This window comes from Stenotrophomonas maltophilia, from assembly GCF_003970865.1.
Classification (GTDB): domain Bacteria; phylum Pseudomonadota; class Gammaproteobacteria; order Xanthomonadales; family Xanthomonadaceae; genus Stenotrophomonas; species Stenotrophomonas maltophilia_AR.
Genome location: NZ_RXLZ01000060.1, coordinates 13,625 through 29,907 on the forward strand (window position 1 = coordinate 13,625; position 16,283 = coordinate 29,907).

At 65.7% G+C, this 16,283-nt stretch carries 13 protein-coding genes and 6 tRNA genes; 9 read left to right on the plus strand and 10 right to left on the minus strand.

Annotated features, from left to right (window positions below):
- Window positions 1-20: 20 nt before the first annotated feature.
- Complete coding sequence (locus EKL94_RS17505; RefSeq protein ID WP_043403080.1) at window positions 21-437, plus strand: GNAT family N-acetyltransferase; 417 nt, start codon at window positions 21-23, stop codon at window positions 435-437.
- A gap of 165 nt (window positions 438-602) precedes the next feature.
- On the opposite strand, the gene EKL94_RS17510 is transcribed toward EKL94_RS17505, so the two are convergent.
- The 7 genes from EKL94_RS17510 to EKL94_RS17540 form a co-directional block, all read right to left on the minus strand.
- Window positions 603-678 (minus strand) — tRNA-Glu (locus tag EKL94_RS17510).
- Between the two features lie 47 nt (window positions 679-725).
- Window positions 726-801, minus strand: a tRNA-Ala gene (locus EKL94_RS17515).
- Window positions 802-847: 46 nt separating this feature from the next.
- Window positions 848-923 (minus strand) — tRNA-Glu (locus EKL94_RS17520).
- Between the two features lie 49 nt (window positions 924-972).
- Window positions 973-1,048 (minus strand) — tRNA-Ala (locus tag EKL94_RS17525).
- A 184-nt stretch (window positions 1,049-1,232) separates the two neighbouring features.
- Window positions 1,233-1,308: transfer RNA gene (locus EKL94_RS17530), tRNA-Glu, on the minus strand.
- A gap of 54 nt (window positions 1,309-1,362) precedes the next feature.
- Window positions 1,363-1,438: transfer RNA gene (locus EKL94_RS17535), tRNA-Ala, on the minus strand.
- 89 nt (window positions 1,439-1,527) lie between these two features.
- Window positions 1,528-1,941, minus strand: coding sequence for a heavy metal-responsive transcriptional regulator (locus EKL94_RS17540; protein ID WP_126930050.1), 414 nt, complete (start codon window positions 1,939-1,941; stop codon window positions 1,528-1,530).
- 186 nt (window positions 1,942-2,127) lie between these two features.
- Here EKL94_RS17540 and EKL94_RS17545 point away from each other — a divergent pair, with 186 nt between their 5' ends.
- From EKL94_RS17545 to EKL94_RS17580, 8 genes are all read left to right on the plus strand, one after another.
- Window positions 2,128-3,195: a GlxA family transcriptional regulator gene (locus EKL94_RS17545; protein ID WP_126930051.1), complete on the plus strand. Its 1,068-nt coding sequence runs from the start codon at window positions 2,128-2,130 to the stop codon at window positions 3,193-3,195.
- Window positions 3,196-3,275: 80 nt separating this feature from the next.
- On the plus strand, window positions 3,276-4,079 hold the full coding sequence (locus EKL94_RS17550) for a TlpA disulfide reductase family protein (RefSeq protein WP_126930052.1): 804 nt from the start codon (window positions 3,276-3,278) through the stop codon (window positions 4,077-4,079).
- Between the two features lie 30 nt (window positions 4,080-4,109).
- On the plus strand, window positions 4,110-4,952 hold the full coding sequence (dsbG, locus tag EKL94_RS17555) for a thiol:disulfide interchange protein DsbG (RefSeq protein WP_126930053.1): 843 nt from the start codon (window positions 4,110-4,112) through the stop codon (window positions 4,950-4,952).
- A 514-nt stretch (window positions 4,953-5,466) separates the two neighbouring features.
- On the plus strand, window positions 5,467-6,900 hold the full coding sequence (locus EKL94_RS17560) for a DcaP family trimeric outer membrane transporter (RefSeq protein ID WP_126930054.1): 1,434 nt from the start codon (window positions 5,467-5,469) through the stop codon (window positions 6,898-6,900).
- 76 nt (window positions 6,901-6,976) lie between these two features.
- On the plus strand, window positions 6,977-8,329 hold the full coding sequence (gene adiC / locus EKL94_RS17565; RefSeq protein ID WP_126930055.1) for an arginine/agmatine antiporter: 1,353 nt from the start codon (window positions 6,977-6,979) through the stop codon (window positions 8,327-8,329).
- A gap of 20 nt (window positions 8,330-8,349) precedes the next feature.
- Window positions 8,350-10,638: an Orn/Lys/Arg family decarboxylase gene (locus EKL94_RS17570; RefSeq protein WP_126930056.1), complete on the plus strand. Its 2,289-nt coding sequence runs from the start codon at window positions 8,350-8,352 to the stop codon at window positions 10,636-10,638.
- Between the two features lie 28 nt (window positions 10,639-10,666).
- Complete coding sequence (locus EKL94_RS17575) at window positions 10,667-11,569, plus strand: cation diffusion facilitator family transporter (protein ID WP_057501437.1); 903 nt, start codon at window positions 10,667-10,669, stop codon at window positions 11,567-11,569.
- 180 nt (window positions 11,570-11,749) lie between these two features.
- A complete protein-coding gene (locus EKL94_RS17580) occupies window positions 11,750-12,184 on the plus strand; it encodes a RidA family protein (RefSeq protein WP_126930057.1) in 435 nt (144 codons plus the stop codon).
- Here EKL94_RS17580 and EKL94_RS17585 read toward each other — a convergent pair.
- Genes EKL94_RS17585 through EKL94_RS17595 form a run of 3 tightly spaced genes read right to left on the minus strand, consistent with a single transcriptional unit; the run spans window position 12,181 to window position 16,085 of the window.
- Window positions 12,181-12,894 (minus strand): energy transducer TonB family protein, encoded by a 714-nt coding sequence (locus EKL94_RS17585; protein WP_126930058.1) that lies wholly within the window; start codon window positions 12,892-12,894, stop codon window positions 12,181-12,183. The genes EKL94_RS17580 and EKL94_RS17585 overlap by 4 nt on opposite strands.
- On the minus strand, window positions 12,887-13,687 hold the full coding sequence (locus tag EKL94_RS17590; RefSeq protein WP_126930059.1) for a ChaN family lipoprotein: 801 nt from the start codon (window positions 13,685-13,687) through the stop codon (window positions 12,887-12,889). The genes EKL94_RS17585 and EKL94_RS17590 overlap by 8 nt, the downstream gene beginning before the upstream one ends.
- Window positions 13,674-16,085, minus strand: a complete 2,412-nt coding sequence (locus EKL94_RS17595; protein ID WP_126930060.1) for a TonB-dependent receptor — start codon at window positions 16,083-16,085, stop codon at window positions 13,674-13,676. The genes EKL94_RS17590 and EKL94_RS17595 overlap by 14 nt, the downstream gene beginning before the upstream one ends.
- Window positions 16,086-16,283 lie beyond the last annotated feature (198 nt).

Genomic DNA, 16,283 nt, shown 5'->3' on the forward strand with positions numbered 1-16,283 from the left:
GACCTACAGGGAGATAGCGCATGAATGATTCCGTCGCCTGCCAGTTCCGCGACGCCGTGCCCACGGTCGAAGACTATTGCCAGCTGCGTGTGCTGGCGGGCCTCAGTGCCAAGAGCCAGGAGGCGGCGGCACGCGCGTTGCCCAATACCCTGTATGGCGTGTGTGCCTACCAGGGCAACGAGCTGGTGGCGATGGGGCGCATCGTCGGCGATGGGGGCTGCCACCTGCAGGTCTGCGATATCGCCGTGTTGCCGCGCCTGCAGGGGCAGGGCCTGGGCAAGGAAGTGATGCGTCGCCTGGATGGATGGATGCAGGCGAACCTGCCGCCGTCTGCATACGTCAGCCTTCTGGCAGATGGTGAAGCGCACCGGTTGTACGCGCAGTTTGGTTTCGCACCCACTGCACCTGCATCGATCGGGATGTATCGCCGGTTCTGAGGTGTGGCCGAGTTGAAGCCATCCACGCATGGCGTGGATCTACTGGGCCAACCGGCCGCCGGATCCATCCCGGCCCTGCAGTAGATCCACGCCATGCGTGGATAGGGCCTTCCCAGAAACTACAGGCAAAGAAAAACCCCGGCCGAAGCCAGGGTTTTAAAGAATTGGCGTCCCCACGGGGATTCGAACCCCGGTCGCCACCGTGAAAGGGTGATGTCCTAGGCCTCTAGACGATGGGGACGCACGAAAACTTCAAGTTGTAGATCCTTCGACGGCCTAATGTCGAAGTGGTGGAGCCAAGCGGGATCGAACCGCTGACCTCCTGCATGCCATGCAGGCGCTCTCCCAGCTGAGCTATGGCCCCAATGAAACTCCGGATGATCTGCCGGGAGCAGAGTCCGTTTTGAAACTGGCGTCCCCACGGGGATTCGAACCCCGGTCGCCACCGTGAAAGGGTGATGTCCTAGGCCTCTAGACGATGGGGACGCACGAAAAACTTCAAGTTGTAGAACCTTCGACGGCCTAATGTCGAAAGTGGTGGAGCCAAGCGGGATCGAACCGCTGACCTCCTGCATGCCATGCAGGCGCTCTCCCAGCTGAGCTATGGCCCCGTGTTACCGAGCCGCCTATCATACCTGCGTGTTCACGTTTGTGGAAGCTTTTTCTGAGCTTTTTTCGTTCCGGTTCAACCGCGACCACGAGGGCAGGGGAACCGCAACGCCACAACCTGAATGCCGGTAGGCGGTGAACAAAAAAGACCCGGTTATCGGCCGGGTCCTTGTTGTTCGTGATGAGTGGCGTCCCCACGGGGATTCGAACCCCGGTCGCCACCGTGAAAGGGTGATGTCCTAGGCCTCTAGACGATGGGGACGCAATTCTCATCAATGTTCTTTAGCGACCTTTCGACGGCCTAATGCCGAAAGATTGGTGGAGCCAAGCGGGATCGAACCGCTGACCTCCTGCATGCCATGCAGGCGCTCTCCCAGCTGAGCTATGGCCCCACGTCGCTGAGGAGCGAAATAATAGCCTTGCCCCAGGGGGTTGGCAAGCATTTGTTGCACTTTTCTTCACATGCGTTGCGAGGCCGATGTCAGTCGCCTTTCGCCTGTGCAGCGTCGTCGGTCAGTGCCGCCAGGATCGGGCACTGGTCCAGCGTGCCGTGACCGGGGCAGGCGTCGACCAGCTGCGAAAGTGCAGTGTGCATGCGCTGCAGTTCCGCCATCCGCTGTGCGATGTCCTGCAGGCGCGCCTGCGCGGTGTCGCGCACGCTGCCCATGTCCTGCGAGTGGCGATCGCTCAAGGCGAGCAGCTCGCCGATCTCTTCGAGGCTGAAGCCCAGCGCCTTGGCGCGGCGGATGAATCGCAGCCGGCGCAGGTCCTGCTCGCCGAAGATGCGGTAGCCACCCGCCGAGCGTGCCGCGGTCGGCAGCAGCTGCTGTCGTTCGTAGTAGCGCACCGTATCGATCGGCACGCCCGCCTGACGGGCCAGTTGTCCAATGTTCATGGCGGATTCCTGCGGATGCTGCCGGCCATTGTGAAGCCTGGAGTCTGGTCGAGAGTCAAGGCTTGGCCCGGGTGCGCGCATTCAGCGCACTTTGCAACTTTCTTCATAGCCCCGCCGATGGGCCAGTTCCTACCCTTCGCCTGAACCGGCCGTTCGATGGCCTGCAACGAACCGAGGAGGTGGTCTGTGGAAGGATTCAGGAACGAAGGATTCGTCGAGATCGCGGTGGTCGAGTACCCGGGAGGTGATCCGTCTGCCGCCTCGGTGCTGGCCGAAATGGCGCACGTTGCCAATCGCCTTGCCCAGCAGCAGCGTCGGCCGTTCAAGCGGGTGCTGGTCACCCGCTGGATCGTGCCGGCCAGCCAGACCGGTGTGCATCGTATTGCGGGTGCGGAAATGCTTGATGCGGCCATCCCGGCTGTGATTGCCGTTCCGGGCCAGATCAGCGCCGGCGCGTGCCTGCGCGCGGATGAGGTCCTGCTGGACTGGCTGCGCGCGCACTATGACGGCGGCAGCCTGCTGGCCGCCGCCAGTGATGGCGTCAGCGTGCTCGCACGCGCCGGACTGCTGGCCGGACGTACGGTCAGTGGCCCCGATCTCGGGCGCCATCCCGGCCTGCAGGCGCAGGCCGCGAGCTGGGTGCCGAGCGAGCGGGCGCTGGTGGATGACGGCGACCTGCTGACGGTCGGCGGGAGCCAGGCCTGGCGCTTCCTGGGCCTGCGGCTGTTGTACCGGCTGCATGGGCAGGGTGTGGCCAGTGCGGTCGCGCAGCAACTGGGCATCACCGTGCCCGCCACGATCCAGCAGGATCTGGAGCGCTTCAGCGCCAACTTCGCACATGGTGATCGTGATGTGTTGAAGGCACAGCGTTGGTTGCACACCACGGCGGCACGCGGCGCCACCCTTGCCGCGATCTGCGAAGTCTCCGGGCTGGAGCCGCGCACGCTGCAGCGGCGGTTCCTGAAGGCCACCGGCCTGCGGCCGATCGAATACTGCCAACGGCTGCGCATCGCCAAGGCGCAGACCCTGTTGCAGCAGGGGGCGGGTATCGATGAGGTGGCCTGGGGCGTCGGCTACGCGGATCAGAGTGCTTTTCGCCGGTTGTTCCTGCGCATCGTTGGCATGACGCCGGCCAACTATCGGCGTCACGTCAGCAGCAAGCGCCGGGAGCGGCCCTTGATGCCGTCGGTGGCGGGCAGCCTGCGCGGGCTGCAATCGCCGTCGGTGATGCAACTGGGGCGCAGCGCGGCCTGATGCGGGCAGCATCGTCGCGCTTGCAACCGGAGCGCGACACTTCGACCATGCAGTCAGTGGACGATTGAACAGGTGGTCTGATGTCGAGCGTTGGGCCGGTGCCGATGCCGGTGGTGTTGATTCTCGTGTGCGTACTGCTGGCGATGGCCGTGGCGCGCCTGTGGCCACGCAGGAAGGGCGGCATGCCGCAGCCTTCTGCACCCAGCATGGTTCTGGACATGCTGCTGGTGGGCCTGCTGTGTGGTCGCATCAGCTTCGTAGCCTTGAACTTCGCGCTGTATCGCGAGGCGCCATGGAGCATTCTGCAGATTGCCGATGGTGGCTACCACCTGGTGGTTGTCCTGGTTGCGGGACTGGCATGGGGACTGTGGCGGTTGCGCCCGTGGCGGGCGTTGCGCGCCCCTGTGCTGGGCGCGGCGTTGGCAGGTGTGCTGCTATGGGCGGGTGGCAGCCAGCTGCTGTCCGCGTGGCAGGAGCGGCAGATGCCCTTGCCGGTATTGCAGGTTGCTGATCTGCAAGGGGGCAGGGTGGATCTGCAGCAGTTTCGTGGCAAGCCGCTGGTGTTGAACCTGTGGGCCAGCTGGTGCGGTCCCTGCAGGCGCGAGATGCCGGTCTTGGCAGCGGCGCAGCAGGCACATGGGGACGTGCAATTCGTGTTCCTCAACCAGGGTGAAACCCTTGAGGAGGTCCAGGGTTTCGTTGCGCGCGAACGGCTCCTGCTGGGCAACGTATTGCTGGACGATGACGCTGCGGCATCCACGGTGCTGGGCGTGCAGGCCTATCCCTCGACCCTGTTCTTCGACGCCGAAGGGCGCCTGCGTGAACTGCACCTCGGCGAACTGACGGCAGCCGGTCTTGAACACAAACTGCGCCGGCTGCGGTAGCCTGCGCGGGCATCTCACTACGGAGTTCCCATGTTGTCGACTTCCCTGCGCACCGCCCCGGCGGTGCTGTTGCTGCCGGTCCTGCTGGCATTGGCCGCCTGCAGCCAGGCACAGACGCCGCCGGGCAAGACCGCCGCGGCACCGGCAGCGAGCGCCACAGCCGCTGCCAACAAGGGCGATCGCCCAGCGGTGCTGAAGGGCATCGAGAAGCATGGGTTCGAGGTCGTCGCCGAATTCGATGCCCCCGGTGGCCTGCGGGGCTTCGCCGGCGTGGTCGGCGGCCAGCAGCCGGCAGCGGCCTATGTCACTGCTGACGGCAAGAACGTACTGGTCGGCAGCCTGTTCGATGCGGAGGGCAACGATGTAGCCGCAGAGGCCGTTGAGAAGCTGGTGGCCTCGCCGATGTCGGCCAAGATGTGGACCAAACTGGAAGCCAGCGCCTGGGTGCGTGACGGCAAGGCCGATGCGCCACGCGTGGTCTATACCTTCAGCGATGCCAACTGCCCCTACTGCCACAAGTTCTGGGAAGCCGCGCGTCCGTGGGTGGATGCCGGCAAGGTGCAGCTGCGTCACATCATGGTCGGCGTCATCCGTGAGGACAGCCCGGCCAAGGCGGCAGCCATCCTGTCCGCGCGTGACCCGAGTGCGGCGCTTCTGCAGAATGAGCATGAATTCGATCGTGGCGGCATCAAGGCACTGCCGAACATCAGCCGCGAGATTGCGGGAAAGCTCGATGCCAACCAGGTTCTGATGTTGGAGATGGGTTTCCAGGGCACGCCTGGCATCCTGTTCCAGGACGCACAGGGCCAAGTGCAGCGTCGTGCAGGCCTGCCGCAGGGAGCCGATCTGCAGGCGGTGCTTGGCCCGCGCTGAGTGGCGCCAGCTTCATGAAACATTGCACAGGCCCGCATGGCAGCATGCGGGCCTGTCGCATTCTGCGGTGAGCCTTCCGATTGCAGGCCTGCGCAATGTTGGTTCATCGTCACGTCTGAATCGTGACTGACATCAAGCATCGCGCCTTGATTCCAATCAAGGCCAAAAACGACAGGCGGATTAGCCTGTGACGCATGGAATACAGCGTCAATGCGCGATGGATGCCGCGCTCGCCACGCCCTGATCAGGGTCGGCCGGCACAGCCATTCACGACACTCTCACTCCGTGCTTGTTACCCAGACCGCTGCGGTCGCCACCTCTCTGGCAGCGCGGCCTTGATGGAGTCGACATCGGTGCGGGCAGGGCAGTGTCATCGTCCTGTTGCCTGCAATGCGCAGGCTGGCCGCTGCCGTCGACGCAGTATCCGCATTTCCAGCAACGGCAACGTGGGGCCGGAGCCGCGCATGCGCGCGTTCGGGCTGCGCGATGAACATGGACGTCCAGGGAGGATGCAATGCGCGTGGCGGTACTGAGTCTGGCCTGTTTGACCGCATTGGCGATCACGCCGGCATATGCACAGGCTGATGACAAGGAGGACGCGCAGGCGCTGCGCCGAGAGATCGCGGCCATGCGTCAGGCACTGGAAGGCATGCAGCAGCGCCTGGATCGGCTTGAGCAGCGCGATGGCGCGGTTGCGCCTGCCATCGCCCAGGCACCTGCGCCCGCGATCGCACCTGTGGGCAATACCCCTCTGCTGCATCCCACCCAGGTGCCGGGCGTGGCACAACCGGTGCTGCCGCAGCGTGAATCGGTGGCCGATCCATCCACCGCGGCATCGCGACCGGACAGTGCGGCCGGCCCAACCGACCCGGATCTGAAGGGTTTCTTCGCCATTCCCGGCACCGATACGGTGATCCGCATCGGTGGCTACGCCAAGCTCGATGCCATCGCCGATTCGCGCGCGGCGGGCGATGAGGATCAGTTCATTCCTTCGTCGATGCCGGTGGGCGGCCGCCATCGTGACGTGTCCAATTTCAACATCCATGCCAAGCAGACCCGCTTCAGTTTCGAGGCGCGGCGCCCGACCACGCACGGCAACCTGCGCTTCTACCTGGAGAACGACTTCTTCGGCAGCAGTGATGGTTACGAATTCCGCCTGCGCCACGCCTATGGCCAGCTCGGCAATACCTACGCGGGCTACGGCTACTCCAGTTTCATGGATCCGGACAGCCTGCCCGACACGCTGGATTTCGCTGGCCCCGGCGGCGCCGGTTACCTGCTGGTGGCCGGCATCCACCACAGCTTTGCGATGGGCAAGGGCAACACCCTGACCGTCGCCGCCGAAGATCCGAAGACCGAACTTGCCGGTGCCAGCGATGAGCGCGCCGCAGTGAACCGGCTGCCGGATGTAACGGTGACTGCGCGGATGGAGCGCGATTGGGGCCACCTGCAACTGGGCGCGGTGGCACGCAGCCTGGCCTATGACGGTGACGATGAGCGCGACCGGCGCATGGCCGGTGGCCTGCAGCTGAGCGGATCGGCGTCGGTGGGCGAGCGCGACCTGCTGCTGTTCGGTGCCCTCGGCGGGCGCGGTCTCAGCCGTTACACCGCCGACCTGACCGGCTCCGGGCTGGACGCGGTGGTCGGTGCCGATGGCCGCCTTGATGCGCTGGACCTGCACGGTGGTTTCGTTGGCTACACGCATTACTGGTCCGAGCTGTGGCGTTCGAACCTGATCTTCGGCCAGCTGACCCTGGAGCGGAATGCTGCACTGGCGGCCGACGCATTCCGTCAGAGCCGCTACGGCGTGTTCAACCTGATCTGGAGCCCGGCACCGTCGTGGACGATGGGCATGGAGCTGCTGTACGGCCGCCTCGAACAGCAGGGTGGCGCGCGTGGCGACACCGTCCGGGTGCAGGGCAGCCTGCAATACAACTTCATCAGATAGGCGCCAGCGGTCGTACGCCAGCGTAACCGTCCCCACGCCCGGTTGCACCGGGCTCATGCCAGTACAGGAGATTGTCATGGCAGAAGCAAAGAAAATCGGGGTGGTCGGAGCCACCTTCCTCGTCGCCGGCAACATGATGGGCTCAGGCGTGTTCCTGCTGCCATCCAGCCTGGCCAAGATCGGTACCGCCTCGATCTGGGGCTGGCTGATCACCACCGCGGGCGCGCTGCTGCTGGCCTTCGTGTTTGCCAAGCTGGGCAAGCTGGCACCCAAGGCGGGCGGCCCCTACGCCTATGCGCGTGACTGGTTCGGGCCCTACATGGGCTTCCAGACCAACACCATCTACTGGTTCGCCAACTGGATCGGCAACGTCGCCATCCCGATCGCAGCGGTCGGCTACTTCAGCTACTTCTTCCCGATCCTGTCCGAGCCGCTGGTGCGCTGCATCGCGGTGCTGATCCTGGTGTGGGCGCTGAGCTTCGCCAACATGATCGGCCCGGCGTTCGTCAGCCGCGTGCAGACGGTCACCACCAGCTTCGCGCTGGTGCCGATCCTGGGCATCGCCATCTTCGGCTGGTTCTTCTTCGATGCCGACATCTTCAAGGGCGCCTACAACGTGTCCGGTGAATCCAACTTTGGCGCGATCTCCAGCGCTGCGGCACTGACCCTGTGGGCCTTCATCGGCGTCGAATCCGCTTCGGTGACCGCTGGCGTGGTGGAGAACCCGGAAAAGAACGTGGCCCGTGCCACCCTGGCCGGTGTGTTTCTGGCCGCCATCGCCTACATCGCCAGCTCCTCGGTGATCATGGGCATGGTGCCCAATGGCGAGCTGCAGACCTCCGATGCGCCGTTCGCACTGGCTGCCGCCAAGGCAGTGGGTGGCTGGGGCGGTGCGCTGGTCAGCCTGTGTGCCTTCATCGGCGCCGCCGGTTCGCTGGGTGGCTGGATCCTGCTGACCGCGCAGAGTGCCAAGGCGGCCTCCGATGACGGCCTGTTCCCGAGCATCTTCAGCAAGACCAACAAGGACGACGTACCGGTCAAGGGCGTGCTGATCGTGGCCGTGCTGATGACCCTGGCGGTGCTGGTCACCTCCACCTCGAAGACCGCCTCGGCCCAGTTCGACGTGATCACCTCGGCGGCGGTGGTGCTGACCCTGCTGCCCTACATCTACTCGTGCGTGGCCTGCTACTTCGTGGTCGAACGTTCGCACACCCTGGTCCACACCGGTGCGTTCTGGACCCTGACCAGCCTGACCGTCGTGTACTGCCTGTGGGCGATCTACGGCTCGTCGGGAACCATCGTGCAGTACGCCTTCCTGTTCGTGCTGTTCATCACCGTGTTCTATCCCTTCTTCAGCGAGGAGCGCCGCCAGCAGCGGCAGCGCGCCCGCGAGGCCTCGGTCATCAGCGCCGGCGCCCAGCGTTCCTGAGTTAGACAAGGAGAATCAACGTGTACTTCAAGTCCCTGGACTATCCGGTCATTGTCATCGACAACGACTACGAGTCGCCGCGCATTGGTGGCATCCTGATCCGCGCCCTGGTGGAAGAGCTGCGCAGCAACGACCAGCGCGTGCTGTGCGGCCTGAACCTGGATGATGCCCGCGCCGGTGCCCGTACCTACGTGGCGGCCTCGGCGGTGCTGATCTCGATCGACGGCAGCGAGGAAGTGGATGGCGAGTTCCAGCGCCTGACCGCCTTCCTGCGCGAGCAGAGCGCGCGCCGCGCCAACCTGCCGGTGTTCCTGTACGGCGAGCGCCGCACCATCGAGAAGGTGCCGAGCAAGCTGCTCAAATACATCCACGGCTTCATCTTCCTGTTCGAAGACACCAAGAGCTTCATCTCGCGGCAGGTGATGCGCGCGGCCGAAGACTACATGAAGAACCTGCTGCCGCCGTTCTTCAAGGCGCTGATCCATCATGCGGCCGAGTCGAACTATTCCTGGCATACGCCGGGCCATGCCGGCGGCGTGGCGTTCACCAAATCGCCGGTCGGCCGTGCATTCCATCAGTTCTACGGCGAGAACACCCTGCGCAGCGATCTGTCGATCTCGGTGCCGGAGCTGGGTTCGCTGCTCGATCACACCGGCCCGATCAAGGATGCCGAGAACGAGGCAGCACGCAACTTCGGTGCCGACCATACCTTCTTCGTCACCAATGGCACCTCCACCGCCAACAAGATCGTCTGGCATGGCACGGTGGCGCGCGGTGACGTGGTGTTCGTCGACCGCAACTGCCACAAGTCGCTGCTGCACGCGCTGATCATGACTGGCGCGGTGCCGGTGTACTTCACGCCCAGCCGCAACGCGCACGGCATCATCGGCCCGATCAGCCTGGACCAGTTCACGCCCGAGTCGCTGCAGCAGCGCATCGCCGCCAACCCGCTGGCCAGCCAGGCCTACAAGGCCGGTTCCAAGCCACGCATCGCGGTGGTCACCAACTCGACCTATGACGGCCTGTGCTACAACGCCGAGAAGATCGCCGACGAGATCGGCAGCGCGGTCGATTTCCTGCACTTCGACGAAGCCTGGTACGCCTACGCGGCGTTCCACCCGTTCTACGAGAACCACTACGGCATGGCCAAGGGCAAGCCGCGTGAGCAGGATGCGATCATCTTCACCACGCATTCGACCCACAAGCTGCTGGCGGCGTTCTCGCAGGCGTCGATGATCCACGTACGCAATTCGGCACAGCGCAACCTGGACGCGGAGCGCTTCAACGAGTCGTTCATGATGCATACCTCGACCAGCCCGCACTACGGGGTGATTGCGGCCTGCGACGTGGCGTCGAAGATGATGGAAGGCGATGCCGGCCGCTCGCTGGTGCAGGAAATGCATGACGAAGCCATCGCCTTCCGCCGCGCGATGCTGCATGTCCGCGATGACCTGGGGCGCGACGACTGGTGGTTCAGCGTATGGCAGCCGACCCAGGTCGAGCGCAGCCTGGACAAGGGCGATACCCCGGCACCGCTGGTGGCCAAGCGCGAGGAGTGGTACCTGCAGCCGGATGCGCACTGGCACGGCTTCGAGAATCTGGTTGACGACTATGTACTGATCGACCCGATCAAGGTGACCCTGCTGACCCCGGGCCTGGCGATGGACGGCAGCATGGGCAAGCTGGGCATCCCGGCGGCGGTGCTGAGCAAGTTCCTGTGGGGCCGCGGCATCACTGTGGAAAAGACCAACCTGTACTCGGTGCTGTTCCTGTTCTCGATGGGCATCACCAAGGGCAAGTGGAGCACCCTGGTCACCGAGCTGATGGCATTCAAGGAGCTCTACGACCGCAACGCGCCGCTGAGCCAGGCACTGCCGACGCTGGCCGCCGATTATCCGAACGCCTATGCCGGCTGGGGCCTGCGTGACCTGTGTGACGCGCTGCATGCGTTCAACCAGGAATTCGCGGTGGCCAAGGTGATGCGCGAGATGTACGTGGATCTGCCGACCCCGGTGATGACTCCGGCCGATGCCTACAACCATCTGGTGAAGGGCGAGATCGAGCGGGTCGACATCGAGCAGATCAGTGGCCGCATCGCTGCGACCATGCTGGTGCCGTACCCGCCGGGCATTCCGACCATCATGCCGGGCGAACGCTTCGGCGACAGCGATGAGCCGATCATCCAGTCGCTGCGCATCGCCCGCGAGCAGAACGCCCGTTTCCCGGGCTTCGAGTCGGACGTTCACGGGCTCATCATCGAGCAGGAGGGTGATGCGGTCTCGTACAGGGTGGAGGTGCTGAAGGCCTGACCGGCAACGGTTGGTTCCTCAGCGGACGATGGATACCGCGCGCGAGCAACGCATCCTGAAGTTCTCGATCGGGGTCACCCTTGCGGTGAGCGCGGTCGGCTTCGGCGGTGGCCTGCTGGTGGGATCGCAGGCCATCCTGTTCGACGGTGTGTACAGCCTGGTCGACGTCGCCCTGACCCTGGTGTCGTTGTCGGTGCTGCGGCTGGTGGCGCGGGAACAGAGTCCGCGCTTCCAGTACGGCTACTGGCACCTGGAGCCGATGGTCGAGGCACTCGGCGGGGTGATCCTGTCGCTGGCCTGCGTGTATGCGCTGGCCAACGCGGTGATTGGTTTGACCACGGGCGGGCACGAAGTGAAATTCGGGCCCGCGCTGTGGTGGGCGGCATTGCTGAGTGCCAGCAACCTGGCGATGGCGGCGTTTGTCGCCCAGCGGGCGCGGCATCTGCGCTCGGCGCTGCTGTGGCTGGACGTGCGTGGCTGGCTGCTGGGTGGGTTGATGAGCCTGGCGGTGGTACTGGCCTTCGTGTTGGCGCTGGTCCTGCACGGTGGTGAGTGGCACCACTGGGTGCCGTACCTGGATTCGATCGTGCTGGCGTTGATCAGCCTGGCGGTGTTGCCTGTGCCCGCGCGCAGTGCGTGGAAGGCCATGCGCGAAGTACTGCAGGTGGCGCCAGACGATCTGGACCGGCGCGTGCAGCAGGTGATGCAGGCCTTCGTGGCCGAGCGTGGCTATGCCGGTTTCACCAGTCACGTGGCGAAGATGGGGCGGATGCGCTTCATCGAGATCCATGTACTGGCCGACCCGGCCATGCCGCTGGGCTCGGTGGGTGAGGTCGATGCGATGCGCGACGAGATCGCGGTGCGGCTGGATGCGCGCGGCAGCACGTTCTGGCTGACCATCGATTTCACGGCGGACCCGGCGTGGACGTGACCACGCTTCTGTAGAGTCGAGCTTGCTCGACTGCTTTTCGTCAGCGGAAGTCGAGCAGGCTCGAGTCCACGGGAACGCGTGATCGTTGCGCGTGGCAGACCGGTCTGTTGCACCGGATCCGTTTGACCTCAACCCGGGTTGAGGTCACAGACTGCCGGCAACCCCCACGAGGCGCGCGGCATGAACCTGCTGACCACACCGGACCTCAGCCATGGCCTGCTGGAGCTGTTCAATCCACCGGGCCTCTACGATCCTTCGGCCAACGGCTACTCACACGTGGCGGTGGTGCGCCTGCCGGCACGGGTGATCCACGTGGCCGGGCAGGGCGGTGAAGATGCCCAGGGCCGTCTCTCACCCAGCTTCGAAGAACAGGTCGGGCAGGCGCTGGACAACCTGCAGACCGCGCTGCGCTCGGCACACGCAAGCCTGGCTGATGTGGCGCGGTTGCGCATCCTGGTGGTCGGCCACGATGAGGATCGGCTGGGCATCATTGCCCACCAGGTGCGGCGGCGCTGGCCGAACCGTGCGGCGCCCACCTGCACGCTGATCCCGGTGCCGCGACTGGCGCTGGACGGCATGCTGTTCGAGATCGAGGCGGAGGCCTACGCCGCCTAGCGCAGGTAGTACTCCACCGGCACCACCAGTTCCTGTGGTGCCTTCAGTTCACCGGGAATGGGCGGCAGCGGCTGCGCGCGACGGAAGGTCTGCAGCGCAGCGTCATCGAGCATCGGCTGGCCACTGGACTGTTCCAGCCGCAGTGCCAGCAGGCGGCCTTCGCGGTCGATGCTGGCCCTGACCCAGGCAGTGCCCTGCTGCCGGCGCGAGCGCGCGGCGGCAGGGTAATAGCGGTAACGCTCCAGCCGCGCCATCAGGCGGGCTTCCCACTGGTCGCTGGCGGCGCCGGCCTGGAAGTCCGCCGGTGGCGCGTCTGGAGCGGGCGGAGCGGCCGTGATCGATGCCGGTGCGGGACTGGCATCGGTCGCGGCCGCCGGCGGGGCGACCGGCAGCGGCTTTCGACCCGTCCCGCCCGTTTCGCTGGCGGCCAACTCGCCCTCGCGCGCAGCGGTGGGCTTCGGTGGCGGGGGCGACTTTGTCGGTTGCGATGCACGCGCCTGCTGCGCCTGGCTGGGGGTGTCGGCCTGGCGCTCCTCTACGGGCTGTGGCGGCGTGGCCGGTGCCAGCAGGCGCAGGCTGATGCGCACGTCCTGCTCCGGCGGCGGCAGCATCGGCGGCACTGCGACCCAGTGCACCAACAACAGCAGGGGCAGCAGGTGCAGGACGACGGTGATCGCGATCGCCTGCCAGTGTTGGCCACGCTCACTCATCGTCCAGCACCCACAGCAGATCGGCATCCGTCGCATCGACGGTTTCACCCGGCGAAGCCAATGCGATCACCAGCGCAGGCGTAGCCGGTGACAGGTAGCCCGGTACCCCGGTACCGCGCAGTACATGCCAGCGCCCCGCTAGCAGCAGCGCCGGCGCGGGCGCATCGAGCAGCACCTGTGCCATGCGCGTATCGCGGGCCTGTTGCACGGCCAGCATCCCTTCCAGCATCGGTGCTGCGTCTGCGTGCTGGGCCAGCACCACCGCCGACAGGCGCTGGCGGGCAGCGGCCACCGGGAACCGCACGTCCTCGGTGGACGCGAGCAGCGCGTTGACCTCGGCACGCGACAGGTTGCCGCCGAACAGCGGCGTGCCTGTATCGGCAGCATCCCGTACCAGCCCGCCATACGCGGCCCACGGCCAGCGCGTATCCCAGTCCAGCAGTTCCTGCAGGCGTGCACCTTCGGCCTGGTTGCCCTTGGCCAGCCAGCGCTGCACCCGCTGCAGGCGTGGCTGGCGCTCGCTGGCGATCATTTCCAGCACCAGCGAACCCTGGGGGCGCTGCCGCTGCAGGGCCTGCAGCAGCCAGCGCTGGGCGGCGTGGTCTCCGGCGAGATCATGGCGTTCACCCAGCAGCAGCCGCTGGGCGTCCGCCGCACGCGTCACGAATGCGGCTTCGTCCAGGTGCTTGCCGTTGGCCAGGTCGATCACCGTGCCAGGCATCGGCTGCGCGCTGGCCACTGTCGCCAGCGCGAGCAGGCACACGGGCAGCCAGCGACGGCTAGAACGCCACATTGACGCCCATCGAGACGGTACGGCCACGGCCGTTGCCGCGGTCCAGGATCGGGCTGAAGATGCTGTCGATCGAGGCATTGTTGTCATAGGCCTTGTTCTGCAGGTTTTCGATGTTCAGCCACAGCGTGGTGTTGGCCTGGGGCTTGAAGCTCGCGTAGAAGTCCAGCAGCACGCCGGTGCCGCCGGTTTTGCGGGTCTGGAAGAAGTCGTAGCCTTCCTCGGTCGGGCCGGAGTACTCGGCGCGCAGGCCGGCCTGCACGCGCTGCTGCCACCAGCGGCCGCCCACGTCCAGCGTCCAGTAGCGGTCGGGCAGGGCGGTGATGTCTTCCAGGTTGACGAACTCGATGGCCGGCGCACTGGTGCGCGAGCGGGTCCAGCTCAGCGTGGCGTGGTAGTGCTCGCTGGCGTAATGCGCTTCCAGTTCGATACCGCGCATGCGCACCACACCGGGGTGGTTCATCCAGCGCGTGGTGGCGCTGAAGTCGTCGGCGTCCAGCACATCGGTCCAGGCATTGAGTTGCGGATCGCTGTCGATCGGCACCACGAACGGTTCCACTTCCGGCGGATGCACGATCAGCAGGTACTGCGGCTTGATGTAGTCGCGGATGCGGTTGTCGAAGTGGGTGACCCGCAGCTGTGCCAGGTCACCGTCGACCAGCAGCGAGTCGGTGCTGAGGTTGGCGCCGAACTGCAGGTTGCGCGAGCGCTCGCGGTGCAGGAACGGATTGGCGCCGATGCCGTCGGCAACGCTGGCGTCCTCCAGCGGGATCTTCTCGAAGAACATTTCCTGCACGCGCGGCGGCCGCGACGTGCGCGAGACCTCGGCGAACAGCTGCAGCCAGTCGGTGGCCTGCAGTGAAACCGCCAGGCTCGGACTGAGTGCGCGCTCGGTGCGACGCACGTCGATGTCGCCGCCATTGATCTCCGTGCACTGACCGGGCACATCCGAGCACACCGGGATGTGGCCACGGATGCCGAAGCGGTCCTGGCGCAGGCCGGCGGTCAGCGCGTAGATGTCGTACTGCAGCTCCAGCGTGCTGAACACGCTGTCCAGCTGGCTGCGACCCTGCGGGTTGGCACCGCGCAGGATGGGGGTATCGGCCACATAGATGTCCGACTGGTGCTTGATGCCGGTGTTCCAGCGCGCCTGCAGTGCCCCGATGTCGAAGCGGCTGGTGTTGTCCACGGTCCAGCTGCTCAGGCTGCTGTGGGTGCGGCGGCCGATGTAGCTGGACGCCTCCACCGGCGGATAGAACAGCCGGGTCTTGTTGCTGGCGAAGGTCGCGCGCAGGTCGATCCACGGCGAATAGGGCGTGTAGTGGTAACTGGCGCGCTGGTTGCGCGCGGAAATCTGCCACGGATAGTTGTGGTAGAAGTCGTTTTCGTAATGCATGTGGCTCAGGTCCAGCCGATGCTGGTCGCTGGGCTGCAGGCGTGCTTTCAACAGCCAGCTGCTGGGCTGCTGGCTGCCCGGGTCGGCGTTGTTCTTCTGCCCACGCGCGGTCGCGTACTCGCTGCTGCGGCTGCTGCTGGCAGCGGCCAGCAGGCCGAACTGGCGGTCGCCACCCTCTTCGCTGTGGCGCCAGGCACCGGCGAAGGTACGGCCGCTGCCGTAGCCGTTGTTGCCGTGGCGATAGCCTGCACGCAGGCCCCAGTCACGGCCTTCACCGAGCAGATCGTCGATATCCAGCGTGCGGAAGTTGGCACTGCCGGCCAGCGTGCCCGCGCCATCACCACCGGCGACCGCACCGCGCTGCACGTCCACGCCGGCCAGCAGGAAAGGATCGACATAGGCGAACGGACCGCCCGAGCCATGCCCGGCATTGTTGCGGAAGGTCTGGGTGACACCGTCGATCATGGTGTTGACCCGGCCGGCACCGGTCATGCCGCGGATGTTGACCTGCAGGCCCGGCTGGCTGCGCGAATGGAAGCTGTGGGTGCCGGGCATCGAGCGCAGCAGGCTGTTGCCTTCCTGGCGTTCGGCCATCGCCACGCGCTCGCTGCCGACCGTGGGCGCAAAGCCATCGCGGGTGGCCGGTACATATTGGCTGGCACCTGCACCCGGCGCCTGGCCGTGCGTGGTTGTGCCCTGCACCCGCAGCGGGCCGGTGCGGCGGCTGCCATCGGTACGTTCAGCCGGCGCCGGTTCCAGGGCGGCACGACGCGCATCCACGAAGCGCGGGCGCAGGCCGCTGCCCGCCAGCAGGCGCGTCAGGGCCTGCGCATCGTCGAAGTCACCGCGCAGCGCAGGCGCCGAATGACCTGGGGGCAGCGCCGTGCCGATCACCAGATCAACACCGGTCAGCCGGCTGTAGGCGTCCAGCGCGGCCGCCAGTGGCTGGGCGGGCAGATCGTAGCTTCGAGTGGCGGCCTGCGCGTGGGCGCTGGTTGGCAGCAGTGGAACGGTGCTGGCGCCTGGCTCTTTTACACATCTGACGCTGCCGACGAACGTCCGCGTGTAGGATCCGTGGGGGCTCGCGTCATTGAAAAAAAAACATATGCATGACATCCAGCACAGTACTCAAACGAGAGGTGAACATACCCGGCAAGACCACCACGTGAGTTCACCCACCACTATTACATTCTACGGATGCTA